We start from the raw sequence: 26,022 nt of genomic DNA on the forward strand, positions 1-26,022 counted from the left end.
CCCTCACAAGGAATCCTCATCTTATTCTTGGTGTATCGGTTATTTTAATGTGAGGGAATTCAAAAATATTATATAAGATTAAATCTAATGTTTCTAAATACAGTAATAAATCTCTCCGTTTTGGTCGAAATATTTCATGTACTGTCTGATTCCCTACATCTTTAATTTCCAAAAGTATTCTTTTTTGTTCCTCATCTATTATATTTTTTTCTTTAAGCATTGTTACCTTTGTTTCTAAATTTAGATTGACCATTACTGGGTTTTTATCCTCATCGAGGACTGTTTCCCCCTTTTTTATTTTTGGTCTTTTATCAATCCCCTTAACTTTACAGATTGATTCAATAAGCATTCTAATTCCTGTATTGCATAATAAATTCATACGTTGGCAATACGCATTGATAGTTTCATTTCTAATTTCCTCTATTAATTCGGGCAAATGAACAAATTCATACTTTTTTTTGAATTCTAGTAATTGCATTACAGGCTCCTTCTGCTTCGGCTCCTCTGGAAAAACAGTATATTCTACAAAATATTCTCTATCAAAATGATAATCTGGACCAACTATATGAAACATATCTTCATCACCGTATATTTTTAGAAAAGCAATAGTGTCACACCCTCTACATTGAACTATTGCATACTCCTCATTAAAACCAAAATCAATTTCTTCATCTAAGTTGCTTATTGAATATTTCATTTCATTGTCATCTTTTTTAATTATGTGATGATTTGTTTTTCCCTTGCAAGATCTACAATACAATTTTTTCGGCACAACGGTCATATGCTTCATCCTCTTCAGAAAGATAAACCCCAAAAAATTCATTTAACATTCATTTTTATAATGTAACTAATGCTTATTTAAAACTTCTATTTGGAATTTCATCCAAGCATTCTTGTAATAATCGTTTATAACAGCTTAATTCATTTAGTTCAACTTTATCCTTATATGTAAAGTAGCCCCATAGCCCAACAGCCAAAACAGCAACAAAAATAACAATAGTAATTTGAATACGTATATCTTCTATTACTACTAGAAGATAATCATTACTGTATTTTAGTTGATTACCTAAAACGAATGCGAGGAGTACATAAAAAGCTGCAGTAGTATAGCTTAAAGCATTTTTATTATCTATCATATCTTCAATCCTACCCAAAAGCATTTGAATTTCTTTTCTATCATGGCGCTTCTTAATCTCTTCTTTAAATTTAATATGCATTGATATGTTTCTTTTAAATAATTCTCCAACTTTTTCTTCTTTCTCTGTTTCTTCTCTGTTCTTCTTTTGCTCAATTAACGCTTTTTCAACTACAAGCCTCCCAAATTTTCGCAAATACGATTGAACACATATAATTTCTCCAAATGATTCGATATCATAAGTTTCATCAGTTTCGTTCAAAAGAATCACCTCCTAAACTTATATCGGAGGTGATTTGAAAATTTTCAGGTGTTCATTGAAATGGTTTTATTTAACGTAAAATTCGTTTGTATAGAATGTACCAACTGTTTCGACATGGTTGCCATGTTTGTCGTACCGCTCTACATCAACCCTGAATCGATACGTTCCTTTCTTGTTATCAAGTGATCCCTTGATGTCGAATTCATCGTACTGGTTCTCCGCTGGGTTCAGCAGGTTAGGTGAATTCGTTTTTATTGTGACCCATTTCCCTGCAACTTTTCGTTGAGGAATAAGGTTTGGTCCACAAATGTAATCATTGAAATTCTGAATCGCAACAATCACAACCTTGTTCTTTCCTAAAGTATGATTCGCTTTTTTTGGATTAGCAGATACACCAAATTTTGATGCCATGTTCATCATCTCCTTTTTTGTTTTTGCGCTCCTATCCCTCACCAAAGCACCTTCAGCCATACACCCAAAAGACGACTGTTCCCATTAAGTTATCGTTTTCTCCGAATACGGCCGCCTGGTCGTTGGTATGTTTCGCATCTCGTTTCCATGATTTCATCCCAATCCCTATTCGTAATGGGAACAGCATCGTTCTCCTTCTTTCTAATAGAATCAGAAGCATGCTTTTAAATTGCTTTAATGTCTCTTTAGAAACAGAATCCCTGATCTTCATTTCACTCACTCCTTGCCCAATAAGCAGCACCTTACGCAACTCCGAGAGGATGCCAAGTCCAGCCAATCATCAAGTAAAATGAAAAACTGTCCTAAATACGGCTGCCGCAGACCAGCTGCTATCTAGGCTCAGAATGTCCCTCTCGTATGGCCACATTCCTCATCACCTTTGTTCCGTATCCAGATACGCCATTGATAAGGGAAAGGCGCGTCTCCCAATAAAAAAAGGACACCAATCACGGCACTTAAAGTGCTCAATGATCAGCGTCCGCAGGTTCTTCTTTTTGAACAAAATAAAATATTCATGTTGCTTTTTCTCGGCATTGCAAATAAAAAAGTGCCCATAAACATGGACACTTTGGTTCTATTATTCCAAAAACGCATCGCCTTCAGAATCAATATACTTCTAGAAAAGTTTTAAAATCTACATAACAGTCTTTAAACAGATAAAGATATCTTCTTCTATATCATTTTATTTATTGTAACGTATCACACAAAAACGCTATGCTTTTATTAAACCATTTTCTTTTAGAAATTGTTCGAACAATGCATCACCTTTATCCTCAATATCTTCATCATCAATATTATACTCTCCAACCAACAAAACAAAATCATCATATTTTTCATATTTTTGTTCAAGTTTTATACCATAGCTTTCTTGATAAAAAAACAATAACCATTTCCCTGAATCTAAACTTTTTAAAAACACTCCTTCATAATCTAAATCATTTTCATAATAGCCTACATGAAAATGCATTGTATCGTCTAAGTTAAGCAACGTTGATCTCCCCTTTAGAAAATAACATGATGATCTTTTAGATTTGGTGGAACATGATAATGCAGAACAGCAGGTCTTCCATGTTTTATAGGTGCATAATCTAGTCTGAATAGTGGTTTTTTTGCTACGTACCTGTATAATGCGCCCTCCTGATCCAGGGCCATCAATAATACGATTTTGAGGCGCCTTTAATGCTTTCTGCACATATGGTCTAGCTACTTTCCATCCTTTTTGCATTCCCTTTTTTCCAACTTGAGAAATTAATAATCTTAAAGCAGCAGCCACCACCGGTATCCACTGACCAGTTACACTGTCTTCTTTCAATTCAGCATTCTGACTCTGTAACGCTAAAGTTTCTTCTAATTCAATAAATACTGGATCATTCAAAAGAAAGTCAAATTCTTTATTAAAGTTTGAAACATCTACTTTGAAACATCTATACTGATATCCTCATATACTTGTTCAATCAATTGATCACTAACCACAAGTTCACTATTCAGTGAAGTTACGCTCTAAGAATATGCTGGAGTCACCGCGGAAAACATAGAATAAAAGACAGTACTACTAAAATAAGCTTATTCTTCATATAAACCCTAGTTTCTCAAAAAAATTTAACTGTATCCATAACTGAATACCCATTTATTTTATCTGAATTTTTGATTTTTTTCCATGATTTTTTAGAGATTGTGGATTTATTATAAGAAGAATATTCTTCAAAAAAGAGAGCAGCAAGACCTGCCATGTAGGCAGCCGCCATTGAAGTACCACTACTATATAAAAAAGAACCATCTTTTGAATAACTTTTTATATAATGCCCCGGAAGTAACACATTTAATCCATTACCTACAGTTGTCCCTTTCCATATATCACCGTTCATATTTAATGCTCCTACAGCAAAAAACACCTTCAAATTTAGCAGGGTAGAGTATATCACTCTTTTCTTGTAACCCATAATTCCCAACCGATGATATTACAACAATAAGTGCCTCATCCAAATTTTCAGCCTAAGACTTTGGAACAACCAAGGTATTACCACTAAGGAACCTTACTAAAATATCATCCTCGGCTACTTTAAGTACATAACCTGCTTTATTAAGTTGTTCTCTTTTTCCTTTCTTAGATACTTTAATCCAGTCTCCTTCTAAGAATTTGTTTTTCATCTGATAATCCTCCACCTTTTCCTGATCCGACTAAGCAGTTCATAGAGATGAACACGATGTCCATCCTCTAAGCGATAAAGTAGGAACCACCGTTTTGATCGTTTGCGTGCCATCTTAGGCAGCCCCGTCTTCCTCTTCTTTTTAATCATTCTCGTCAGAATCGTCTTGCACACTTTGAGGGCAATCTAATCATTAGTAGCTGCTTCTCATCTTTCTGCATAGGTACAGCTTCGTTGGCTTGGACCTCATACTAGAAAAAATAGACACAGATTCAATGAATAATTATGAAGAGTATATCTCCAAAATAATGGAGTGGTTTTTTATCACTTTTTTGTGGATGAATGGTGGGTGGTGCCTGCTTCATTTTAAAATATAAGAAACACCCACAAAAACAAAAATCCCCCTGAAGCCAATGGCTCCAAGGGGTTTCTTGATTAATACTGAGACATATACTGATCGCGTTCCCACGGATGTACTTGGGTGCGGAACATATCCCATTCGATTTCTTTTGATTCGATGAAGTGCTCGAATAAGTGATCGCCTAGTGCGTTGATCATGACTTCGTTTGACTTGAGCAGCTCAAGTGCTTCTGCAAGTGTTGCAGGTAAGTCAGCGATGCCGTTTTCAAGGCGCTCTTCTTTGTCCATGACATAGATGTTTCTGTCGATTGGCGCTGGTGCGTCTAGTTTGTTTTTGATTCCGTCTAGACCTGCTGCAAGTAATACACTTAGTGCAAGGTATGGGTTTGCAGATGGGTCTACACTGCGTACTTCTACACGTGTGCTAATGCCGCGTGATGCTGGAATACGAATCAATGGGCTGCGGTTTTGTGCACTCCATGCTACGTAGCAAGGTGCTTCATAGCCAGGAACAAGACGTTTGTAAGAGTTCACCGTTGGGTTTGTGACCGCTGTGAAGCTTGTTGCGTGCTTCACGATACCTGCGATAAAGTGTCTAGCTGTCTCGCTTAATTGTAAATCTGCTTTTTCATCAAAGAATGCGTTTTTACCATTTTTAAATAATGATAGGTTACAGTGCATACCAGATCCGTTTACACCGAACAATGGTTTTGGCATGAATGTCGCATGAAGTCCGTGCTTTCTCGCAATTGTTTTCACAACGAGTTTGAACGTTTGAATGTCATCACAAGAACGGATAGCGCCTGCATATTTGAAGTCAATTTCATGCTGTCCAGGTGCTACTTCGTGGTGAGACGCTTCAATTTCAAAGCCCATTTCTTCAAGCTCAAGCACGATGTCACGGCGGCAGTTTTCACCTAAATCTGTTGGTGCAAGGTCAAAGTATCCACCTTTATCGTTTAGTTCGAGCGTTGGCTCGCCTTTTTCGTCTAATTTAAATAAGAAGAATTCTGGCTCAGGTCCAAGGTTGAAATCACTAAATCCTAGTTCTTCCATTTCCTTTAAGATACGCTTTAAGTTGTTACGAGGGTCTCCATCAAATGGTGTTCCGTCTGGCTTATAAATGTCACAAATAAAGCGTGCAACTTTACCTTTTTCTGCTGTCCAAGGGAAAATAACAAACGTGTTTAGATCTGGATATAGGTACATATCTGATTCTTCGATACGTACAAACCCTTCAATAGATGAACCATCAAACATACATTTGTTATCGAGAGCTTTTTCTAACTGGCTCACAGGAATCTCAACATTTTTAATTGTTCCGAGAATGTCTGTAAATTGCAGACGGATGTACTTTACGTTTTCCTCATTTACTAATTTTACGATATCTTCTCTTGTGTACTTTGCCATTTCGTAAAACTCCTCCCCTACAAAAGGTAAAATGTGTATAGCAATGCTTTTGCTAATTGGTTAACGGAAGAACCTTGACATATCCCCCTGCCTAAAGGTCGTTCCTTGTTGGAAACGTCCAGCCTGAATGAGTTCCTTCTTCAGTAGCTTCCTGAGTTCATCATCTGTCAAGTTGTGCTTCGCTGTGGTTTTCTCCTCTGTCTTTGTTTCAGACGATGGATTTTCTGCCTCAGCTTTGGCAAAAAGTTTTTTGATTCCTGCCATGTTTACACCTTGTTCGATGAGGTTTTTGATTTCTAGTAATTTATCAACATCATGGAAAGAAAATAATCGGCGATTCCCATCACTTCTAGCTGGAAATACTAAACCATTTTCCTCATAATAGCGAATTTGTCTTGCAGATAATTCTGTTAGCTGCATGACAATCCCAATTGGGAATAAAGGCATTGAGCGGCGAATGTTATCACTCATCTCAACTGTCTCCTCCTCTTTGCTTAAATTTATTATATGTCATGTTATATTATGTGTCAACGAAATGTTAGGAATATTAACATGGATTTTTTTATCGAGCAGGCACTTCAATAAAACCTTGCTCTAGTAAGGCATCTACAGCACTGCAAATGGCATTTTTCACATGGGCGTACGTGAGACCGCCCTGAACATAGGCTGTGTAAGGCGGTCTAATCGGACCATCAGCTGATAATTCAATGCTGGCTCCTTGGACAAATGTGCCCGCTGCCATAATCACATCGTCCTCGTATCCCGGCATATAGCTCGCATGCGGTGTGACATGACTGTTAATCGGTGATGCATATTGAATCGCCTGACAAAATGCAATCATTTTTTTAGGGTCTCCAAATTCTACAGATTGAATCAAGTCGGTTCTTTTCGCATTCCACGACGGGTTTGTTTGGAACCCGAGTTTTTCAAGAAAACGCGCTGTAAACACGGCACCTTTTAAACTTTGTGCAACAACATGCGGTGCTAAGAAAAATCCTTGATACATTTCCTGAAGCGCATACAGCGATGCACCCGCTTCACTGCCGATGCCTGGAGATGTCATTCGATAAGAGCAAGCTTCTACCCATTTTTCTTTACCGACAATGTAGCCGCCAGTTTTAGCAAGGCCGCCGCCTGGGTTTTTAATGAGCGAACCTGCCATAAGGTCTGCGCCCACATGACACGGCTCTTGTAATTCAGTAAATTCACCATAGCAGTTGTCAACAAACACAATGATGTCATCATTGATGTCTTTCACAAATGAAATCATTTGTTCAATTTCTTCTATTGTAAAGGATGGTCTTGACGCATAGCCTTTAGAACGCTGAATCCCGATGACTTTTGTTTTTTGGGAAATAGATTCTTTGACTTTGTCGAAATCGACAGATCCATCTTGACGCAAATCAATGGCTTTGTAATCGATCTGAAAATCTTTTAATGAGCCTGTCCCTTCTTTGCCGCGAATCCCAACAATCTCTTCTAGGGTATCGTAAGGTTTCCCCGTCATGTAGATCAATTCATCACCAGGTCTTAGCACACCGAATAAGGCGATGGAAATGGCATGTGTTCCAGAAATGATCTGCGGGCGTACAAGACCGCTTTCCCCTCCAAATACATCCGCATAGATCTTTTCTAACGTGTCTCTTCCCATATCATCGTAGCCATAACCAGTTGTCGGGTTAAAATGAGAGTCACTGACTTTATGTTTCCGGTAGCTTTCAAGAACCCGCCACTCATTTTGTTCGCTCTTTCGATCAATTTGCTGATGTATTTGTGAAATGTCTTGTTCTGCTTCTGCTGCTATTTTTTCTAAAATGGTGCCATGTTTTAAAGTGTGAAACATCGTGATTTAATTCCTTTCCTACAACATATACTTCTTGATTTGTCCTAATATGGTTTGCTCTTCACCACTAAATCCAGTGATGTCATAAAGCTCTGCTTCCTTTTGAAATTCCAGTGATTCCACCAAGGTTTCTGACTTTAAGGCAGATATGAGTTTCCCTTCATATGCCGGAATCCTTACATGATATAGCTTTAAAAAATCTTTTTTCAGTTCAGCCATGATATCCGCTTTTAACCGCTTCACATCTTCCTCGCGCCTAGCACTGATTAAAATGTGGCGCTGCTTTGAGGAAGGGATAAAATCCGGCCGGATTTGGTCTTTTTTGTTATAGACAGTCAGCATCGGAATACGGTCAGCTTCTAATTCCTCTAAAAGCTTATGAACCGTTCGTTCATGCCCTTCATAATCCTCATTCGAAGAATCGATCACATGAAGCAAATAGTCTGCTTCTTTTACTTCTTCAAGAGTGGAACGAAATGCTGCAATCAGTGTGGTTGGAAGGTCTTGAATAAAACCAACTGTATCGGAAATCAGTACACTGTAGCCAGATTCAAGTGTCATTTTACGCGTCATTGGGTCAAGTGTAGCAAACAGCAAATCTTCTTCATGGCTATCCGCTTCTGTTAACTGGTTAAACAATGTAGATTTCCCGGCATTTGTGTACCCGACAATAGCGATTTGGAATACGCCATTTTTCTTCCGTCGTTCCCGGTATCTCGTGCGGTGTTCTTTGACTGCAGATAGTTGTCCGTGAATCTCGTGTATGCGGTTTCGAATATGACGTCTATCTGTCTCAAGTTTTGTTTCACCTGGACCTCTTGCGCCAATTCCACCGCCTTGTCTTGAAAGGCTGATCCCTTGTCCACTTAGCCTCGGCAAGGCATACTGAAGCTGGGCAAGCTCTATTTGCAGCTTCCCCTCTCTTGTACGGGCTCTTTTGGCAAAGATGTCTAGAATCAATTGCGTACGGTCAATGATTTTCACATCTAAGGCAGTCGCCAAAGCTTTTAACTGGCTAGGCGAAAGCTCGTCGTTAAAAATAATAACGTCACAGTCTAACTCTTCGCAAAGCACTTCAAGCTCTTCCACTTTCCCTTTCCCGATGTAAGTCGCGCTGTCCTGTCTATTTCTTTTTTGCGTCATGATGCTGACAGCTTCACCGCCAGCTGTTTTGGTTAAGGAAGCTAATTCTTCCATAGAATATTGAAAGCGTTCATCCGTTATATGCGGCAGTTGACAGCCGACAAGGATCGCTTTTTCGATCATTTCATGTTCATTCAACGTCAGTTGTTTCCTTTCTGTACTTAAGTTTCAGTAGTACCATCATACCAAACACACCACACGTATACCACCATTCGGAAGGTTTAATTTCTTGCCTCTTTACAAAAAGGATACGCCATTTCAAGAAGGCGTATCCTCTTTCATTTGCAGATCATGGCTTTTAATCGTAAGTAAGTCTTTTTTATCATAATGATCCACAAGAAGCAGCCTCATCGCCTGAGTTCGGATCGCTTTTTCAATGGTGTTTCGCACAAAACGGCCATTGCTGAATTTGGCAGGACTCGTTGTGCTCTTGATGTGCATTAAATAGTCTCGCAGTTTCCATTCTGCCTCTTGGGTAAAGACATATTCCCGATCGGCCATCATTCGTTTTGCAATATCCATCAGCTGATCGACCGTATAATCAGGGAAGTTGATATTAATCGGAAATCTCGATTGCAGACCAGGGTTTAGAGAAAGAAAATGATCCATTTCCTTGGAGTATCCAGCTAAGATGAGGATGAATTCATGCTGCTTATCCTCCATATGTTTTACAAGGGTATCAATGGCTTCTTTCCCGAAATCTTTCTCTCCTCCGCGGGCAAGAGAATAGGCTTCATCGATGAACAAAATGCCGCCTAGTGATTTTTTAATCAAATCTCTTGTTTTTTGAGCTGTATGTCCAATGTACTCTCCAACCAGATCTCCTCGTTCTGCTTCAATTAAGTGCCCCTTTGAAAGAACATTCATTTCAAAGAAAAGCTTCCCGACAAGCCGTGCAACCGTTGTTTTCCCTGTGCCAGGATTTCCTTTAAACATCATATGAAGCGCTTGTTTTCCTACCTTTAATCCTTGTTCTTGTCTTTTTTGATTGACAAAAATCCAAGCATAAATTTCTTTTATGTTTCGTTTCATTTCATCCATCCCGACAAGGCTGTTCATTTCTCGTTCTATTTCTCGTAAGATGCTGTGTTTGGCCTCATTTTTTTGCAAGGCCTCTAGGTATTCTGCCTCTGAATCTGCATCAACCAATACTTGCTTCTGTCCATTAAGTATAATGTTGATTTGGCCGTTATTTTTATATGTGACAGCTCGCTCCAACGTATTCACCTCTCGCTCTTCTCTCTTTAATCTATTCGGGTGGAGCTGTAATCGTGACAATCGCCCGCACTAGCATCGGTTTACTGTCAAAATGACCCGAGATACCGGTTATTGTAGGGGATTGTGCGGTTTCCCAGGAAATGATGTGCTATTTCCATTGTATTCATCCATTTCGGGCGGACAAACCAACAATTTGTTTTTTCTTAGAAAAATGGCGCTTTTTCATCACAAATTGTGCAGAAAAGAGTCTCGATGATTTCCGCATTTTGTACAGGCAATTTTTCTATTTCCTCATAAAATAAAGACGAGGTGATGAATAGATGGTGAAAATTTTTATTGATCCTGGCCACGGAGGAACAGATTCTGGAGCTGCTGCTAATGGACTTTTGGAGAAAAATATCACACTGCAAATTGCGCTTTTTCTGAGAGATATGTTGATTAGTGAATATGATGGGGTTTCCGTCCGCTTAAGTCGTTCAATTGACCAATCCGTCACGTTATCCCAGCGTACGAATGCGGCAAACAGCTGGGGAGCTGACTATTTCGTGTCTATTCATATTAATGCTGGCGGAGGCACAGGTTTTGAAAGTTATGTGTACCCTGGCGTTTCAGCACCAACCACCACGTATCGCAATGCCCTTCATGATGAGATTGTCCGCTCCGTTGATTTTGCCGACCGCGGCAAGAAAACGGCGAACTTCCACGTTCTGCGGGAAACTTCTATGTCTGCCATTTTAACCGAAAACGGTTTCATTGATACGGTAGCTGATGCTAATAAGCTCCGTAACGCTACTTTCCTTCAAGGGATCGCTCGTGCTCATGCCACTGGATTAGAAAAAGCCCTTCAATTGAAAAAAAAAGCAAGTAACCTATATAAAGTGCAAGCAGGGGCTTTCAAGGTCAAAGCCAATGCAGATGAACTAGCAGCTACACTCAGATCCAAAGGATTTGAAGCGCTGGTCGTACTGGATAGCGGCATGTACCGAGTCCAAGCTGGCGCTTTCCGTTCAAAGCAAAATGCAGATGACCTCGTCGCTCGATTAAAGCAGGCCGGTCACGACGCATTCGTTTTTCAATAATCTAAAAAACAAACCGGCTCAAGTCATCTTTAGAGCCGGTTTGTTGTCTATCCAATTATGCTAAAATGTTCACGACAAATTGAGACCATGTTTCAAGACGATCGAAGTACTCAGGCTTTTTCAAATCTGTTACTTTCATCCATTTTCCTGAGATTTGATCTGTTTCTTTTACTTCTACATGAGCACCTGGCGATAATTCAAGGGCTGATAACAGTCCGATGTGCACACGGCCGACACTGTTGTCATCATCATTAATGAGTCCAAGGGTTTTCATCTCAAGTTTGTCTTCCTCTTGAATCGAAAGTTCCTCGTCCAGTTCACGATCGGTATTTTCTTTTAGAATCTCAGCAAAATTTTTTCCTTCAATGAAATTCATATGACCCCCAAAGCCAAGAGATAACTTATGATGTAAGCGCGTCTCTCCCCCGCCTTGAAGTCTTTCATATACATACACTTCGTCCTCACGCTTAATCACGACATAAGGTATCGGCTGTTTGAAGTCAGGATTTTCTTCTGCATCGCCTCTTCGCATCTGCTCGAAGTGCTCTTCGATTTCTTTCATAATGGTGCTGATTGTTTTCTCTTCACTATTCACACCATTAAACGCAAGTGTTTCATTTTGGAACACGCGTGCGCGCGGTGCAACTAAAATCATTTCGTCCATTTTTCCCATGTTCGGTAACCTCCAGTATGTAACACATTGTTAGAAATGGCAAAAAGCCAAAACGAGTGATGCGTTTTGACTTTTGCATTTTAATTATGATTCATCTCCAAAGAAGAAATCGTCATCTTTTAACGGCTCAACTGTTGCCTTTTTGTAGCCGTTCCCTTTCATTGAGAAGAAGTCATGTGACTTTGTTTTTGTATTGAGTCCGTTCAATACAATTGGGTTGATCTCTTCTTCTTCAAAGTAAGGGGCAAATCCAAGGTTCATTAACGCTTTATTGGCATTGTAACGAATGAACTTTTTCACATCATGCGATAAATTGACTTGGTCATAAATATCCTCAGTGTAATGAAGTTCATTTTCATAAAGCTCATTAAGCAGATCGATAGAGAAATCATAAAGCTCTTTTTGCACGTCAGGTGTTTGTTTGTTGTAAATTTCTTGTGCTAACAATCCAACATACACACCGTGAATCGCTTCATCGCGCAAAATCAAGTTAATGATTTCACCACTTTGCATGAGCTTTCCTTGACCGTAGAAATATAGCGGGTAGTAAAAGCCGCTATAGAATAGGAAGCTTTCTAAATACACTGAAGCAACCATTGCTTTAAATAAGGAAATCGGGTCATCCTTTTGAATGGAACGGTACAGACCTACAATCATATCTGCTTTCTTTTGCAAGAATTTATTTTTCTTGACCCATTCAAATACTTCACTAATCGTTTCAGTCGGTGCAAGTGTCATGAAGATATTTGAGTATGATTTTGCATGCACGGCATTTTCCATCATGGCCATAAAGTTTAACACGGCTTTACGCTGATGACCGTCCACATGTTCAGCCACTATCGGCATTCCTGTATTTCCTTGTTCTGTATCAAGTAACGTCAGTCCAGCCAGTACCTTCATGTACGTATCTCGCTCTTCTTCACCTAAATATTTCCATGTTAAGAGATCCCCGTTTAAGGAAATCTCTTCTGGAAGCCAGAATTGCTTGACGTTTTGGTTGTAAAACATTTGTGTAAAATCATCTTCGTGTTTTGACCAGTTGGCTGCATCATAAATTTTTGTCACGTTAAACTCTCCTTTAATCAAACAACACAAGAAAGACAGCCTTCCTGCCCTGTATCCTTCGTTCTTGCATAATAAAGTGTCTTAATGCCTTTATGGTGTGCATAAAGATCGATGCGGTTTAAGTCACGCGTTGTCATCGTATCTTTTAGGAATAATGTAAAGCTAATTCCTTGATCGACGTGCTGCTGAATGGTTGCGATCATATCGACTACTTTAAACATGTCCATATCGTATGCTTCTTTATAGAAGAACCAGTTTTGTGCTGAAAGTCCTGGCATTGGATAATACGTTTTGCTGTTTCCGTATGTTCTTTCTTCGATACGTTCCATAATTGGCATTACAGAAGCTGTTGCCGATTGAACATACGAAATAGAACCTGTTGGCGCAATACATAATCGATAGCTATGGTACATGCCATTTTCCGCTACAAAGTCTTTGAGTGCTGCCCAATCTTCTTTTGTTGGAATGTGCATGCCTTCAAATAGCGCAGCCGCTTTTTCTGTTTTTGGAGTGAAATCATTTTCTACGTATTTATTGAAGTACTCACCTGTTGCATAACCAGAGCCCTCATAACGATGGAATGTTTCCCCTTTTTCTTTTGCAAGCTCACTTGAACGCTTAATGGAGTAATAGTTCACCATCATAAAGAACGTATTAGCGAAATCTCTTGCTTCTTCACTTTCATAAGCGATTTGGTTTTGAGCTAAATACCCGTGAAGGTTCATCGCACCAAGTCCAATTGACTTCATCGCTTTGTTCGCTTTTCTAACAGCTGGTGCATTGCGGATATCTGTTGTTTCAGACACAAGTGTAAGTGAGTCCGTTGCAAGCTTGACTGTTTTTTCAATGGATTTGTTTTTCATCACGTTCATGATATTTAAAGAACCAAGGTTACAAGAAATATCAAGTCCGATCTCATCATCTTGATCATAGTCCGTGTAAGAAGAGACTTCTGAAGCTTGAAGTACTTCTGAGCAAAGGTTTGAGAATTTCACACGTGAAATATGGTTCAGAGCGTGCTCTCTATTCACATTATCTTGGAACATGATATAAGGATAGCCTGATTCTGAGCGCAGAACAGCTAATTTTTCAAGAAGTTTTCTTGGATTGACTTTTTCTTTTTTGACTTTCGGGTTTTCTACAAGCTCGTCATACATTTCTTCCATATCCATCTCATCAAGATGCTGTCCATAAGTTTTATAAACTGTATGAGGATAGAATGTATAAGCTGTTTTATCTTCTCTAGCAAGCTCGATAAATTTATCTGGGATGACGACACCGATCGAAAGTGTTTTCACACGAACATCTTCATCCGCAGAGATTTTTTTCGTATCTAAGAAATCATTAATATCTCTGTGGAAAATATTCAAGTACGCACTGCCTGAACCTTGTCTTTGTCCCATTTGATCTGCATATCGGAATGCATTATCAAGAAGTTTCATGACGCCTACGACACCTTTGGTCGCATTTTCAACATCTTTGATCGCTTCACCTTTCGCACGAAGCTTTGAAAGGTTCAAGCTGACGCCGCCGCCTAATTTAGACAGCTGCATGGAAATATCAATGGCTCTTGAGATATCGTTTAATGAGTCATTCACTTCAAGCAAGAAGCAGCTCACCAGCTCACCACGTCTTTTACGGCCTGCGTTTAAGAATGTTGGTGTACTTGGCTGATACTCTTGGTTGATCATCAGTTCCACAAACTCAAGTGCTTTCTTTTTGTCTCCGCCCGCAAAGAAAAGAGCCACAACTGAAATGCGGTCTTCATAGCGTTCAAGGATTTTCTTTTTGTCATTTGTTTTCAGTGCATAGTCATTGTAAAACTTAAACGCACTCATAAATGATGGGAATCTAAATTTCTTGGCATATGCAGCTTCAAATACTTCTTTAATATCTGACATGCTGTATTGTCTTAAAAATTCTTCCTCATAGTAGTCGTTTTCTATTAAGTAATCAATCTTCTCTTCTAGATTATGAAAGAAGACCGTGTTTTGATTAATATAATCTACGAAATAACTATGTACAGCTTCTTTGTCCTTGTCGAACTGAAACTTTCCTTCTTTTTGAATCATAATTTCGTTATTTAATTGTATCCACTTTGGAACCTGATTTTGTGACAATTCTTTCTACCTCCTGTGTAAACAATTCAACATCCCTTTTTGTTCCGCTTAGTTCAAAGGTGTGCAAAATAGGAACTTGATATTGTTTAGAAATCGTATCGGCGCTTTTGGCAAAGTTATCTCCCCACACTTTGTTCCCACTCACCGCTACACCTAGTAAAAGGTGCGCATTTTTCTCTAAAAATGACTGAGTGGTACCAGGGACTTGTCCAAATCCTGTCGTAAAGGTGACGAGAATAAACGGCGTATCCAAAAACTCTTCTCCAGTCAATTTTCGTTTGTCTGTAAAAGGGGTCTTGTCCAAAAAGCGTTGAACATTTCCTGTTTTTGAATCAAATACGATTTGAATCAATTCCATCACGACCTAGTTTTTAGTATTGTTGATCATTCCGCTATTCACTATATATAGTATACTATGTTTTTTCAAAACACAACATATAGATGCTCGAAACGAAAAAAATCAACCAACCCGGCCGAACATTCATAGCCGAACTCGTACGTTCAAATAAATAGAGCAGAGCAGGTTCTAAAAATAGACTGCCCTACTCCCTATTCAACTGAAACCGAAATCTATCATAACACGAAAAAAAATCGCTTAGTAGACTAGACTTTTTGTTTTATTTTTTGTAGGCGTCGCACTGTAAATCTTCTGACACTTCTGTTATTTCCACTTCAACACCTAATTCTTTCAGCACCGCTTCAAGCGCAGAGACGATCGAGGCTTCTCTTACTAACTCTTTCCCGTTTACAGAAACGCTTGTTCCATATTCGAAACAGGAGTCATCTTCACAAGTTTGTTCCCAATGATTAATTTTAATTTTGTGTGTCATGAACTCATCCTTTTCTGTCTAGATGTCTGATGCATGTTTATAGTGTAGCGACTTCACATTCATTTGTAAATTTACGTGCTTACTCTTCATCAAAGTCTTCACTATCACCATCATCTTCATCCCATTCATCTATGTACTTTGTCGTAATGAGCGTCAGCTCTTCTTCTTTTTCATCAAACCGGTATACATTTACTTCATCATCTTTTACAACAGCAATGTGATTATTTTTTAGCGCAACAGATGATGGTAAAAGACCATCAACATGGCTCCCATCATGCTCACCAGAATGGTTATGCCAACTTTCTTGTCTCGTTTCGATGTTCGAAATGGCGCATGATCCAAATAAGACAACGATTCCAATCAAAAGAAGGATCACTCGAATCCTTCTCAATTCAAGCTCTGCATTTTCCATATAAATCCCCTCACCCTTTTAAATGTCCAATAAGGATTTATACGCAACTTGGACAGAAAAGTTTCATGGCATGCAAAATAGCCCCTCTGCACTGACAAAAAACGTAGCGGGTTTCGGCCGGTTTATTCGCAGCTGCATGGGGCTATTGGTGAAAACGGGTGTTTATTCTAATTCAAGATTTACATTTTTTTGAGGTGCAAATGTTGAAATCGCATGTTTATAAATAAGCTGCTGCTTCCCTTCTGTCTCAAGCAGCACCGTGAAATTGTCAAATCCCTTTACTTGACCGCGAAGCTGAAAGCCATTCAGTAAAAATACTGTGACAAATGTATTGTCTTTGCGGATCTGATTCAAAAATTGGTCCTGAATATTAATCGGTTTCATGTTTCGTCCTCCTTGATTCTGATAACTACAGTTTCGCTTTAAGTCCAAGCTTTCCTGCTATATATGCGAAAATTTCCTCTTTTTTGTCCGAAAAGTGGCAAGGTGGTGTCATATCAAACCAGGTGACATCCATTTTATTACGGAACCACGTAAACTGACGCTTCGCATATCTGCGGGAATTTTGTTTTAATTGCTGGATGGCTTCATCAAGTGAGCAGTTGCCTTGAAAATAGGCATACAACTCTTTATAACCAATCGCTTGAACAGACTGACAATCTTTCAAACCAGATTGATAAAGTGCGCTCACTTCTTCAATTAAGCCTTCATCTAACATCATATCAATTCTTTGATGAATGCGCTCGTACAAAAGCTCTCGGTCCATTTTCAGCCCAATGAAGGCAGTGTCATACAGAGGAACTTCTTGATGCCCGTTTTGCATATCAGACATTTTCTGACCTGTTGTATGGATGATTTCAAGGGCCCTGATCACGCGGCGGACGTTATTCGGATGAATCGCTTTTGCAGCGTCAGGATCGGCTTCTTTTAGCTTTTCATACAGCTTGATCGGTCCATGCTGCTGCTTAAACAGCGTCATCTCTTCTCTAAAAGCAGGATCACTTTTCTCATCAGTAAACGTGTAATCATATAAAACAGACTGAATATATAGCCCAGTTCCACCAACAATCATGGGCGTTTTCCCTCTCGCAGCAATCTCTTTGATTTTTAAGCGGACAAGCTGCTGAAATTCAGCTGTAGAAAACGATTCATCCGGTTGTTTAATATCGATTAAATGGTGCGGTACGCCATTCATTTCTTCAGGGGTGATTTTCGCTGTGCCAATATCCATCCCTTTATAGATCTGCATGGAATCCCCGCTGATAATTTCTCCATTAAATGCTTTCGCTATATCAATGCTCAGCTTTGTTTTTCCGACAGCCGTCGGACCTACTAATACAATCACTGGTTGTTTTTTCATAACATCACTCTCTTTTACAAACTGCCTACAGTATAGCATAACTTCTCTTTCTCTCCTATAACCTCCCGTCACCAGCCAAGTGGTTCATTCCCGACCACTTCATATGTCTTTCCTTTTAAACGGTGCTTATGCGTTGGCCTTTCTTCATCTGGACTGTAAACGACTCCCCCGTATGGAATCGGGACAGAATCGGTATAGGCAGAAAACGTGACTTCCTCAATTTCATGGTAGTGCGTCCCGTCCACTCTTGGGATAGCAGGTCCAGTGACGCCATAATATCTATGAAAATGCCCTCTTTCAAATGACGTGATCCCCCGGTAATAATGAGTATGTCTGTCGGTACTGCTTCCATTCACAGGCTGAGAAATACCTTCTATTAAATGATAATGTTCTTCTGTTACATCCGTTCGCGCTTTATAAGCATGAGCATGAGGTGGACATTTAGCCCAATCAGACGGATACAGGCCCATTTTTTACATTCCTCCTTATTTTAGGCATTCACCCAAACACAAGTGGGCCACTCGAATACACTGATGTCAGTTACAGTGATTTTATGTGAAAGGAGTCTTTTTTTATGAATTATTTTGACGCACCGTTTGTTCAAGATGAGATGAGAAGACCTTTTGGATTTGGACGCCCTGGATTTGGTTTTGGAAGACCTGGGTTTGGTTTTGGGCGCCCTGGTTTTGGCTATGGGAGACCTGGATTTTTTGGACCGCCATTTTTAGGTGGTTTTGCTGGAGGGCTTCTAGCTGGGTCGCTTCTTGCTCCAGGATATGGCTATGGTTATCCTTATCCACCGCCATATGGACCATACCCTTATTATTAATTATGACGATTTAGTGAAAACATCCTCTTATAAAATGAATCGATTGACACATTTGTTTTTCATAGGTTAACATTTACTTTACCGACCGTTCAGTAAAGTAGGTGTTTTTTTTATGTCTAAAACGAAAAAAGAACAAATTTTTGAGGCAGCAGCTCACACCATTCTAAAAGAAGGATTGAGTCAGCTCACCCTTCAGCAGGTGGCAGAACATGCAAATATGACCAAAGCCGGGCTACTGTATCATTTTTCGAGCAAGGAAGACCTGATCCAGCAAATGAATGAGCATGCGGTTGCCTCTTTTCGTCAGCAGCTTGACACGTATCAGGAAACATACAAAAACGAAAAGGCGCCTTATGTACGTGCCTATATATTGGCCACATTAAATGATCTTGATAGGCAAAACACCACACAGCTATGTACAAGTATGCTGGCAACCATGTCATTTGATGAAGCGTTATTAAATCCTTGGCGTCATTTTTATGCGGAATTTAAAGAAAAAGCAGCCGAGGAAATCAATGACCCTGCACTTAGCCAATTGATCCGTCTTGCCTGTGATGGCATATGGTTTTCAGAAATGTTTCAGCTTGAACCATTGAATCGAGAGGAAAAAACCCTTTTACTTCATCGGATTTTACACATTTTAGAGGAGGGATGATGATGATCCTCGGATATCTTTTTTTGGCTATCGCCATTTTTTCAGAAGCGATTGGGGCAGCGATGCTGAAACTATCAAATGGTTTCACACGCTTTAAACCTAGCGCTGTCGTTGTCGCTGGCTATACACTTGCTTTTTACATGCTGTCATTGACCCTTAATATCATTCCACTTAGCATGTCTTACGCCACATGGTCTGGGGTAGGTACCGTCCTCACGGCTTTTTTTGGCGTGCTCTTTTTCAAAGAAACCTTGAACCGTCAAGCACTTATTGGAATGGCAATGCTTGTTTCAGGGGTCGTACTATTAAATATGTCTTAAAGGATGTGAAGTGATATGAAAGGAATGCTTTATTTAACAGGAGCCATTTTGACAGAGGTTTTTGGCAGTACGATGCTGAAGCTTTCGCAAGGTTTTACACAGGTGCTGCCGAGTATGGGGGTCCTGATCGGATTTGGGTGCGCCTTTACCTTTCTCAGTTTGGCACTCAAAACAATTGAGCTGTCATCTGCATATGCCACTTGGTCTGGGGTCGGTACAGCACTTACTGCTCTTGTGGGCCTCGTGCTATTTAACGAAACCATTCATATGAAAGGATTCATTGGTCTTGCACTTGTCATATGCGGCGTCATTGTCTTAAATCAATCCAAAAAACAAAAGAAAGAACCATTCGATCAAACCGAATGGACGTCATAAAAAAAGTCATTTTCTCCATTAATCAAGAGAAAATGACTTTTTTATCTTAATAACCAGCTTTGATGGTTTCTTCTAAGGAAATATGGACATTCCCTTGCACAGCTCTTGAGATCATACATGAGCTTTCCGCTTTATGTGCAAGCTTACGAGCTCGTTCTATGTCCTGAGCAGTAGCAGACTCTTTGAGAATGATGACAGGACGATGAATGATTTTCTCATATGTAAACACACCGTTTGTCACATCGACAACTGCCTCAGAGCTCATCGATAAATCCTCTTTCTCTAATTGACTCCGCTCCATCATGGCTGCAAGTGTAATGATATAACATGTGGCCGCTGCACCTAGAAGCATCTCATCTGGATTTGTTCCAATACCCGGTCCATCCATTTCTTTTGGAATGGAAATCTCCGTCGTCTTTAACTGTTCACATTCGATTGTCCCCACATCGTTACGCAGACCAGGCCAGCTTGCCTGAAGATGAAAATGATGACGCGCCATATCTGTCTCTCCTTTTGTTATCACTTTTTATAGTGTAACAAGAATTCACGCTGCTTGTCTTAACATGTGCACCATTTTTATGTATATTCCTCATCAAGCACTGTCCGAATCGCCCTGACATACCGGTAGAACGTCTCATTTTTTGTACTGGACCGCCGCCGAAAGTCAAAACTGTCAAATAAAGCTTCACGCTGACTTCTACTAATCTCTAGCTGTACACTTTGCCCTGTTTTTGTAAGATTATTAATATTATGATTGCTTGTTCCGCTCAGGGTTGCGTGTGCGACAGCCAGTTCAGCAGAAAATCCATTCCGCTCTAATGAGTTCACAATTTTCTCTGCACGATCATAGTCTGTTCCGCCAACAAGGGTGTGGTCAATTCCCGGCTCCCCTTTATAACCATGAACAGCTAAGACATAATCATGTGCTTTTGCCTGTGCGACTCCGATTGGTTCATCGAAGTTTGTACTTGTAATATGAAGTTCTGATGCATTTTCTCTAAAACCTTCAAATAAGTACGTAGAAAAATCGTTATCAAAAAAATGGACAATCTCACTAACGCCGCCTTCGATTCTCCCGCCATGAGGCGACATCACTAGAAGACGGCTGCCAGGCACTGGATTGGATGTAATTTGATAATGATCTGTTGATTCATTCTCTTCCAGTTCTTTAAAATTGCGATACATATCATTTGAACCGCTTTCGTCTTCTCCACCTGATGACACTGGCTCATCATGTTCCTGTGCTTGCATGGTATAATAGACGCCCCATCCGATGACAAGCAGGAGAAGCAAAGCAAAAAACTTCTTCATTCCCGTTCTCCTTTAACAGATTTCTAAGCCGTTTCTATGATTAATATTGAATCATCATTTCTTTTCATTTTTTCCACATTTTCTCTTCAAATTTGATCATAACACTCTAGATCATGAGATTCCTCAAAAATAAGATAATTGCATTTATATACACAGAAACGCCTCTCCTGATTGAAAACAGAGTTAGAATAGTATGACAAACAAATGAAGTTATGTTTAAAATGACCTAGTCCTACCCAGTCTGTTTTCTTTAATTCGTCTTTTTTTTATGCTGATTTGGTTTTTTTCATCTGGAATGAATCACATTTGTATGAGCATTGACCCTGTCTAGACCCCCCCTTTTTTCTGCAGAATCCTCTGTTTTACTGGTTCTCTAAGAAGAACTCTCCCACCTATCATCGGCAGTTTTGATATGATTTCCACCTTTTTCTATTATTTTACAAAATGTAAGCGCTTTTCTTTTTAAAGGGAATGAGTCAGCCGCCAATATGAACAAAAGAAGGGACAAGAATCCGAACAAAGATGCTGTCATGTTCATAACGTAAGAGTGTACGAGAATGGATAGCTAGAATGGAGGGCATCACATGTTTGGATTTTCCATGGTACAAATGGTCAGAACACATGCTAGTAAATTGGATCAGCCTTTAAGAGAGACCGTCCTTCACCTCTATAAGCCTTTTAAGTGGACGCCTTGTTTTCTTCATCGTTTTTTTGAAGGAAGGTTAAAGAAGAGCAAGAAGCTTCGGGTCATCATTGAATTTAAAGAAGATGCAGTTGAAGCAGGTATTCAAAGCACAAAGCAGCTAATGAAAAAAAGCAGAAAAACAAACATCAAAAAACATTTTTCACATATTAATTGCTGCGCAGCTGATCTTACCCCTGCTGCTTTAGAGGAACTCTTAGCAAATGGGGAGCATATTCGCAAAATATATTTAGACAGACAGGTACATGCACTGCTGGATGTGGCGACACAATCAAGTCATGCGGATGAAGTCGTCCGAAATGGCACGACCTTAACCGGTGAAGGCATTACGGTTGCGGTCGTTGACACAGGCGTATACCCACATGAGGACTTAGATGGAAGAATTCGCGACTTTGTAGATTTAGTCAAACAAAAAACGAAACCTTATGATGATAACGGTCATGGAACGCATTGCGCTGGGGATGTGGCTGGAGACGGAGCTGCTTCAGACGGCTTATACAAAGGACCCGCTCCAAAAGCCAATATCATTGGGGTAAAAGTGTTAAATAAACAAGGCGCTGGATCACTTTCTACTATTATAGAAGGTGTTGAGTGGTGCATACAATTCAACGAAGACCATCCTGATGACCCAATTCACATTATCAGTATGTCGCTTGGCGGCGATGCGCAGCGTTATGATGACGAACAAGACGATCCGATGGTGCGCGCTGTCAATGCAGCTTGGGATCAAGGGATTGTCGTATGCGTTGCTGCTGGGAACTCCGGTCCTAACAGTCAAACAATCGCAAGCCCTGCCGTGAGTCAAAAAGTCATTACGGTCGGAGCCTATGATGATCGAAATACGCCAGAATCAAGTGACGATGTCGTGGCACCATTTTCGAGCAGAGGTCCAACGGTCTACGGTGAAACAAAGCCCGACCTCCTCGCACCAGGAGTCAATATCGTCTCTCTTAGATCACCAAGATCATTCCTAGATAAACTAGATAAATCAAGTAGAGTCGATGATGATTATACGACGTTATCTGGCACTTCGATGGCGACACCCATTTGTGCCGGTATCTGCGCACTATTATTAGAGCATTCACCAGATTTAACACCTGATGAAGTCAAAACTTTATTAAAAGAAAATACAAGCAAGTGGTCTGGAGAGGACCCAATGATTTACGGAGCAGGTGCCATCGACGCAGAAAAAGCAATCCAAGAATAAATAAAAAAGCCCTTTACGTTTTTCGTAAAGGGTGTTGTTTTGTCTGTTTTTATGTGTGAAGTCTTTCTTCTACTTGAGCAGCTGACATGTTATGCTTCGTTCTCATACATCTCATCTCCTTTTTGAATGTGCGTACGCGCTTCGATCACAATTTCAAAAAAAGTGGAAGATTCCTTGTACATGTCGCGTTCCTTATAATAATTAGCCGCATCAAGTGCCAATTCCTCTAAATCAGCAAACATTTTTTTGTTTCGTAGTCCCAAAAGGGCTGACCTCAATTGTTCAGAGCTGTCTGTTTCTATATAGAGTGCCTGTAAAAATTGGAATTTCAATTGATAAATTTCATCTCCCAATATAGATGCCTGATTCATGCCTTCCTTTATAGCCTCACTCGCTCGCTCCATATCTTCGAGTTTAAAACAAGTAAGAGCCAGTGAAAACAATGATTTGATCATCATTGCAGCTTGATCTTTTTGATAAAGTGAAATGGCTTGTTCAAAGAAGACCGTCGCTGTATGGTAGGTTCCCATACTATAATGACAAGTTCCTAAGTTATTGAGGGCCATCGCCTTAAAATAAGATGTGCATTCTTTTCTTTCCATTGCTTCACACACTTTTAAAGCCTTTTCTAAATACGGGAGCGCTTTTTGATGCTGACTTACATCAATCCAATTACCTGCCATCACAAAATCGCATTGAATGCTTCTTTTTCCATAAAGCTGATGTTTCTTATAGATGTCTCTCGCTTTTTTCGCATAATGCATAGAAAAATAGGTTTGTTTCATATGATAGTATACTTCAGCAATTTTATAATAAAATTCCGCTTTTTCGATCTCATCGGTCACTAAGATCAGCTGATGTTCCGCATGCTTATAATAGGAAATGGCTTCGATATACCGGTGCTGGGTAAATGCATACATTCCATGAAAAAAATGAAAGTAATAACCCAATAAACCCGTCATCTCATCTTCTGCCTCTTCAATTTCTTTTGGAAAAGAAACCGCTTGAAGCGATTCATTCCCTGCATGGACTGGCGTTAAGTGCTGAAGCATCATTTGATGACGAAAATCCATGAGAGAATAATAGAGTAATAAATCTTGATCTTCTTCCATCTCATGAATGTCTTCTTCAACAAGGCGCTTCATATCGTTTGCCTGATCAACTTCAAATTTGCAAATATGTGTGTACCATTGATTGATTTTTACACCTACTTCGGAAGATGGTATTTTGTGTGCCATCCACTTCAGCCCCATTCTATCATATCAAACTGATAACTATTATTTTACATAATTTATGATTTTAAGGCAAATTGTCATTTATTTCATATTTTATGTTGATTTTGCACATTTCTATCTTTTTTACCAAGTTTAAAGAGAGTACTTTTGCCCATCAAAACCTTTTTTCTACGAAGAAGGGTCGAATTCTCTAAGCACTTCTTTTAAACCACTGACATAGCGACTAAATGCTTTTTTCTTTCCTTTTCTTGTATCAAAGTTGTCAAAAAAGGCTTTTCTCTGCGCCGTACTAATTTCTAATTGGACACTTTCGCCACTGGCATTTTGATTATTAATGTTGTTTGGATCCGTACCAGAGAGGCGCTCGCCTTTTTGCACGAGCTCTGCGGAGAAGCCCCGGTCTTTTAGTTCTCGCACAACCGCTTCTTGCATTTTTTCGTTTGTCCCGCCCACAAGTGTATGTCTTCTATCACTTTTATAGCCGTGGATAGATATAGAAAAGGGATATGTTTTAATCATTTGAACCAAAATCGGTTCATCGAATTTTGTACTAGTGATATGCAAGTCACGATTGTTGTCTTGTTTTGTCCCTTCAAATAAATACGTAGAGTACTTCTTTTCAAATGCTTCTACAATTTCACTTGTTCCTGGTTCAATTTCGCCGCCGTGAGGAGAAAAGACAAGTAAGTCACTTCCCCCTTTTTCATGAAACTCTATCTCATAGCCGTCTCTTTCATGCCGTATAAGCTGCTTAAAACTTTCATATTGATCCCCTTTTTTTCGCTCTTTCTTATACTTTTCTACTTCTTCATGATGTTGTTTTTGCTCTTTATTTTCTTGGATAGAATGGCTGCATTTCACCATTAAAAGAGCACACAGGATGAGAAAGATGAATCCACTTATGAGTAGTCTTTTCATTTCACCGCTCCTTTTCATTCTCTTCGATGTCATCTTATCGCATTATTTTACTATCAATCGCTAAAAGAATTCAAAGAATGTCCGGCTCCTTTTCATGAATCAGGAGAACTTACCTGTTTTTTTATGTTGCCTTAGGTATTTTCGGCTTCTTTAAAACGGTTCATGTGCAAGTAAAAACTAAATCCTATGACCTCATTTTAGTTTTAGTCAAAAACACCTACAAAATTGGGAATTTTCATCTTTTTTCAAATAAAAAAGCTGTAAACAAAAGGAATGTCTCCTTCTGTTTACAGCCAGTCTCTGTATATCCAGCATTAAACTCTTAATTCATTCTCTAATGCTGTCAGCACTTCATCTTGCGACATGCCTTGTGCAAGTGAAATTTCGCTCACTAACATGCCCCGTGCATCTTCAAGCATCTTCTTTTCACTAGAATTTAAGGCTTTTTTCTGATTACGTCTCATCAGATCTTTGACAACGTCTGCGCCATCTTCAATCGAACCTGTTTTTAGCTTTTTCAGATTTTCATCATATCTTTGCTTCCAAGTAAGCGTGTCGTCGTTTGTTTCTTCTGCAAAATTGTTCATCACAACTTTCAGCGTAGCTTGATCAGCTACCGGACGTATACCTAGTTGATTGATTCTGCCTTTTGGGACCATCATCTGCATATTCGGCATTTGAATCAGAAAATATTCCTGCGTCTTACCTAAAATCTCTTTTTCTTCCATTCCTTCAATCACACCGGCTCCATGCATTGGATAAACAATTTTATCACCTATTTGAAACAAATCCGCCACCTCCGAAAGTATTCACAATATCATTATAACACATTTCAGCAGAGGATAAAAATTTATATTTTATCATGTTAATTTAGCACTAGTCAATTCTTTTTATTTGAGTTTTTAAAGAATTAGCCTTTTTTTACAAAAGGAGCGCCACCA

General features: G+C 39.4%; 32 protein-coding genes. 6 read left to right on the top strand and 26 right to left on the bottom strand.

The genetic code is table 11. From position 1 onward, the window contains the following. Positions 1 to 16 precede the first annotated feature (16 nt). From EBQ12_RS00770 to spoVK, 12 genes are all read right to left on the bottom strand, one after another. Entirely contained in the window at positions 17 to 781 is a 765-nt protein-coding gene (locus EBQ12_RS00770) for a DUF4145 domain-containing protein (RefSeq protein WP_125588817.1), read from the bottom strand. Positions 782 to 854: 73 nt separating this feature from the next. Continuing rightward, positions 855 to 1,397, bottom strand: coding sequence for a hypothetical protein (locus EBQ12_RS00775; protein WP_100325028.1), 543 nt, complete (start codon positions 1,395 to 1,397; stop codon positions 855 to 857). 66 nt (positions 1,398 to 1,463) lie between these two features. Continuing rightward, positions 1,464 to 1,808, bottom strand: coding sequence for a structural protein (locus EBQ12_RS00780; protein ID WP_125588819.1), 345 nt, complete (start codon positions 1,806 to 1,808; stop codon positions 1,464 to 1,466). 52 nt (positions 1,809 to 1,860) lie between these two features. Then, complete coding sequence (locus tag EBQ12_RS00785) at positions 1,861 to 2,079, bottom strand: hypothetical protein (RefSeq protein WP_241215614.1); 219 nt, start codon at positions 2,077 to 2,079, stop codon at positions 1,861 to 1,863. A 501-nt stretch (positions 2,080 to 2,580) separates the two neighbouring features. Then, positions 2,581 to 3,243, bottom strand: coding sequence for a DUF3986 family protein (locus EBQ12_RS19475; protein WP_241215615.1), 663 nt, complete (start codon positions 3,241 to 3,243; stop codon positions 2,581 to 2,583). Between the two features lie 214 nt (positions 3,244 to 3,457). Beyond that, on the bottom strand, positions 3,458 to 3,808 hold the full coding sequence (locus EBQ12_RS00800; RefSeq protein ID WP_125588823.1) for a S8 family serine peptidase: 351 nt from the start codon (positions 3,806 to 3,808) through the stop codon (positions 3,458 to 3,460). 52 nt (positions 3,809 to 3,860) lie between these two features. Further along, entirely contained in the window at positions 3,861 to 4,016 is a 156-nt protein-coding gene (locus tag EBQ12_RS19270) for a hypothetical protein (RefSeq protein WP_164511631.1), read from the bottom strand. Positions 4,017 to 4,450: 434 nt separating this feature from the next. Then, on the bottom strand, positions 4,451 to 5,785 hold the full coding sequence (gene glnA, locus EBQ12_RS00805; RefSeq protein WP_007499421.1) for a type I glutamate--ammonia ligase: 1,335 nt from the start codon (positions 5,783 to 5,785) through the stop codon (positions 4,451 to 4,453). A gap of 60 nt (positions 5,786 to 5,845) precedes the next feature. Beyond that, positions 5,846 to 6,256 carry a MerR family transcriptional regulator gene (locus tag EBQ12_RS00810; RefSeq protein WP_007499423.1) on the bottom strand — a complete coding sequence of 137 codons (411 nt, stop codon included), beginning with the start codon at positions 6,254 to 6,256 and terminating at the stop codon, positions 5,846 to 5,848. 91 nt (positions 6,257 to 6,347) lie between these two features. Beyond that, a complete protein-coding gene (locus EBQ12_RS00815) occupies positions 6,348 to 7,628 on the bottom strand; it encodes a methionine gamma-lyase family protein (RefSeq protein ID WP_125588825.1) in 1,281 nt (426 codons plus the stop codon). A gap of 18 nt (positions 7,629 to 7,646) precedes the next feature. After that, a complete protein-coding gene (gene hflX, locus EBQ12_RS00820) occupies positions 7,647 to 8,909 on the bottom strand; it encodes a GTPase HflX (RefSeq protein ID WP_206428008.1) in 1,263 nt (420 codons plus the stop codon). A gap of 120 nt (positions 8,910 to 9,029) precedes the next feature. Then, positions 9,030 to 9,989, bottom strand: coding sequence for a stage V sporulation protein K (spoVK, locus tag EBQ12_RS00825; RefSeq protein WP_008344008.1), 960 nt, complete (start codon positions 9,987 to 9,989; stop codon positions 9,030 to 9,032). 320 nt (positions 9,990 to 10,309) lie between these two features. Between spoVK and EBQ12_RS00830 the strand changes: the two genes are divergently transcribed. Beyond that, on the top strand, positions 10,310 to 11,068 hold the full coding sequence (locus EBQ12_RS00830) for an N-acetylmuramoyl-L-alanine amidase (protein WP_008344009.1): 759 nt from the start codon (positions 10,310 to 10,312) through the stop codon (positions 11,066 to 11,068). A 55-nt stretch (positions 11,069 to 11,123) separates the two neighbouring features. Here the strand turns inward: EBQ12_RS00830 and EBQ12_RS00835 are convergent, their stop codons facing one another. The 9 genes from EBQ12_RS00835 to EBQ12_RS00875 form a co-directional block, all read right to left on the bottom strand. Further along, positions 11,124 to 11,741 (bottom strand): hypothetical protein, encoded by a 618-nt coding sequence (locus EBQ12_RS00835; RefSeq protein ID WP_058213759.1) that lies wholly within the window; start codon positions 11,739 to 11,741, stop codon positions 11,124 to 11,126. Positions 11,742 to 11,825: 84 nt separating this feature from the next. Next, on the bottom strand, positions 11,826 to 12,806 hold the full coding sequence (nrdF, locus tag EBQ12_RS00840; RefSeq protein ID WP_008344010.1) for a class 1b ribonucleoside-diphosphate reductase subunit beta: 981 nt from the start codon (positions 12,804 to 12,806) through the stop codon (positions 11,826 to 11,828). Between the two features lie 17 nt (positions 12,807 to 12,823). Next, positions 12,824 to 14,926, bottom strand: a complete 2,103-nt coding sequence (gene nrdE, locus EBQ12_RS00845; RefSeq protein WP_019743850.1) for a class 1b ribonucleoside-diphosphate reductase subunit alpha — start codon at positions 14,924 to 14,926, stop codon at positions 12,824 to 12,826. Beyond that, a complete protein-coding gene (nrdI, locus tag EBQ12_RS00850) occupies positions 14,886 to 15,278 on the bottom strand; it encodes a class Ib ribonucleoside-diphosphate reductase assembly flavoprotein NrdI (protein WP_017359034.1) in 393 nt (130 codons plus the stop codon). Before nrdI ends, nrdE begins: the two co-directional genes overlap by 41 nt. Before the next feature lie 265 nt (positions 15,279 to 15,543). Then, positions 15,544 to 15,756, bottom strand: a complete 213-nt coding sequence (locus EBQ12_RS00855) for a hypothetical protein (protein ID WP_003212415.1) — start codon at positions 15,754 to 15,756, stop codon at positions 15,544 to 15,546. A 79-nt stretch (positions 15,757 to 15,835) separates the two neighbouring features. Further along, entirely contained in the window at positions 15,836 to 16,168 is a 333-nt protein-coding gene (locus EBQ12_RS00860) for a YmzC family protein (RefSeq protein ID WP_125588827.1), read from the bottom strand. A gap of 162 nt (positions 16,169 to 16,330) precedes the next feature. Further along, complete coding sequence (gene hfq, locus EBQ12_RS00865; RefSeq protein WP_003211269.1) at positions 16,331 to 16,552, bottom strand: RNA chaperone Hfq; 222 nt, start codon at positions 16,550 to 16,552, stop codon at positions 16,331 to 16,333. 25 nt (positions 16,553 to 16,577) lie between these two features. Beyond that, positions 16,578 to 17,528 (bottom strand): tRNA (adenosine(37)-N6)-dimethylallyltransferase MiaA, encoded by a 951-nt coding sequence (miaA, locus tag EBQ12_RS00870; protein ID WP_017359035.1) that lies wholly within the window; start codon positions 17,526 to 17,528, stop codon positions 16,578 to 16,580. Positions 17,529 to 17,596: 68 nt separating this feature from the next. Further along, the gene (locus EBQ12_RS00875) at positions 17,597 to 17,998 is read right to left on the bottom strand and encodes a YmaF family protein (RefSeq protein ID WP_007499437.1); all 402 of its coding nucleotides are present in this window, start codon (positions 17,996 to 17,998) and stop codon (positions 17,597 to 17,599) included. A 104-nt stretch (positions 17,999 to 18,102) separates the two neighbouring features. Here EBQ12_RS00875 and EBQ12_RS00880 point away from each other — a divergent pair, with 104 nt between their 5' ends. The 4 genes from EBQ12_RS00880 to erbB all read left to right on the top strand — a co-directional run bounded on the left by EBQ12_RS00880 (position 18,103) and on the right by erbB (position 19,707). Next, positions 18,103 to 18,357: a spore coat protein gene (locus tag EBQ12_RS00880; protein ID WP_125588829.1), complete on the top strand. Its 255-nt coding sequence runs from the start codon at positions 18,103 to 18,105 to the stop codon at positions 18,355 to 18,357. 112 nt (positions 18,358 to 18,469) lie between these two features. Beyond that, the gene (locus EBQ12_RS00885; RefSeq protein ID WP_008344015.1) at positions 18,470 to 19,012 is read left to right on the top strand and encodes a TetR/AcrR family transcriptional regulator; all 543 of its coding nucleotides are present in this window, start codon (positions 18,470 to 18,472) and stop codon (positions 19,010 to 19,012) included. A gap of 2 nt (positions 19,013 to 19,014) precedes the next feature. After that, positions 19,015 to 19,332, top strand: coding sequence for an SMR family multidrug efflux transporter EbrA (gene erbA, locus EBQ12_RS00890; RefSeq protein ID WP_017367286.1), 318 nt, complete (start codon positions 19,015 to 19,017; stop codon positions 19,330 to 19,332). A gap of 15 nt (positions 19,333 to 19,347) precedes the next feature. Then, on the top strand, positions 19,348 to 19,707 hold the full coding sequence (gene erbB / locus EBQ12_RS00895; protein WP_017359037.1) for an SMR family multidrug efflux transporter EbrB: 360 nt from the start codon (positions 19,348 to 19,350) through the stop codon (positions 19,705 to 19,707). 46 nt (positions 19,708 to 19,753) lie between these two features. On the opposite strand, the gene EBQ12_RS00900 is transcribed toward erbB, so the two are convergent. Further along, positions 19,754 to 20,206 (bottom strand): OsmC family protein, encoded by a 453-nt coding sequence (locus EBQ12_RS00900; protein WP_125588831.1) that lies wholly within the window; start codon positions 20,204 to 20,206, stop codon positions 19,754 to 19,756. 77 nt (positions 20,207 to 20,283) lie between these two features. Beyond that, positions 20,284 to 21,018: a poly-gamma-glutamate hydrolase family protein gene (locus EBQ12_RS00905; protein ID WP_125588833.1), complete on the bottom strand. Its 735-nt coding sequence runs from the start codon at positions 21,016 to 21,018 to the stop codon at positions 20,284 to 20,286. 584 nt (positions 21,019 to 21,602) lie between these two features. On the opposite strand from EBQ12_RS00905, the gene EBQ12_RS00910 reads away from it, so the two are divergent. Beyond that, positions 21,603 to 22,928 carry a S8 family peptidase gene (locus EBQ12_RS00910; protein ID WP_039166580.1) on the top strand — a complete coding sequence of 442 codons (1,326 nt, stop codon included), beginning with the start codon at positions 21,603 to 21,605 and terminating at the stop codon, positions 22,926 to 22,928. A gap of 89 nt (positions 22,929 to 23,017) precedes the next feature. Here the strand turns inward: EBQ12_RS00910 and EBQ12_RS00915 are convergent, their stop codons facing one another. From EBQ12_RS00915 to EBQ12_RS00925, 3 genes are all read right to left on the bottom strand, one after another. Then, positions 23,018 to 24,166, bottom strand: coding sequence for a Rap family tetratricopeptide repeat protein (locus EBQ12_RS00915; RefSeq protein WP_125588835.1), 1,149 nt, complete (start codon positions 24,164 to 24,166; stop codon positions 23,018 to 23,020). A 165-nt stretch (positions 24,167 to 24,331) separates the two neighbouring features. Then, positions 24,332 to 25,081 (bottom strand): poly-gamma-glutamate hydrolase family protein, encoded by a 750-nt coding sequence (locus EBQ12_RS00920; protein WP_008344021.1) that lies wholly within the window; start codon positions 25,079 to 25,081, stop codon positions 24,332 to 24,334. Between the two features lie 314 nt (positions 25,082 to 25,395). Continuing rightward, a complete protein-coding gene (locus EBQ12_RS00925) occupies positions 25,396 to 25,869 on the bottom strand; it encodes a CarD family transcriptional regulator (protein ID WP_007499456.1) in 474 nt (157 codons plus the stop codon). Positions 25,870 to 26,022: the final 153 nt, after the last annotated feature.

The organism is Bacillus sp. 2B09 (assembly GCF_003946835.1).
GTDB lineage: Bacteria > Bacillota > Bacilli > Bacillales > Bacillaceae > Bacillus > Bacillus altitudinis.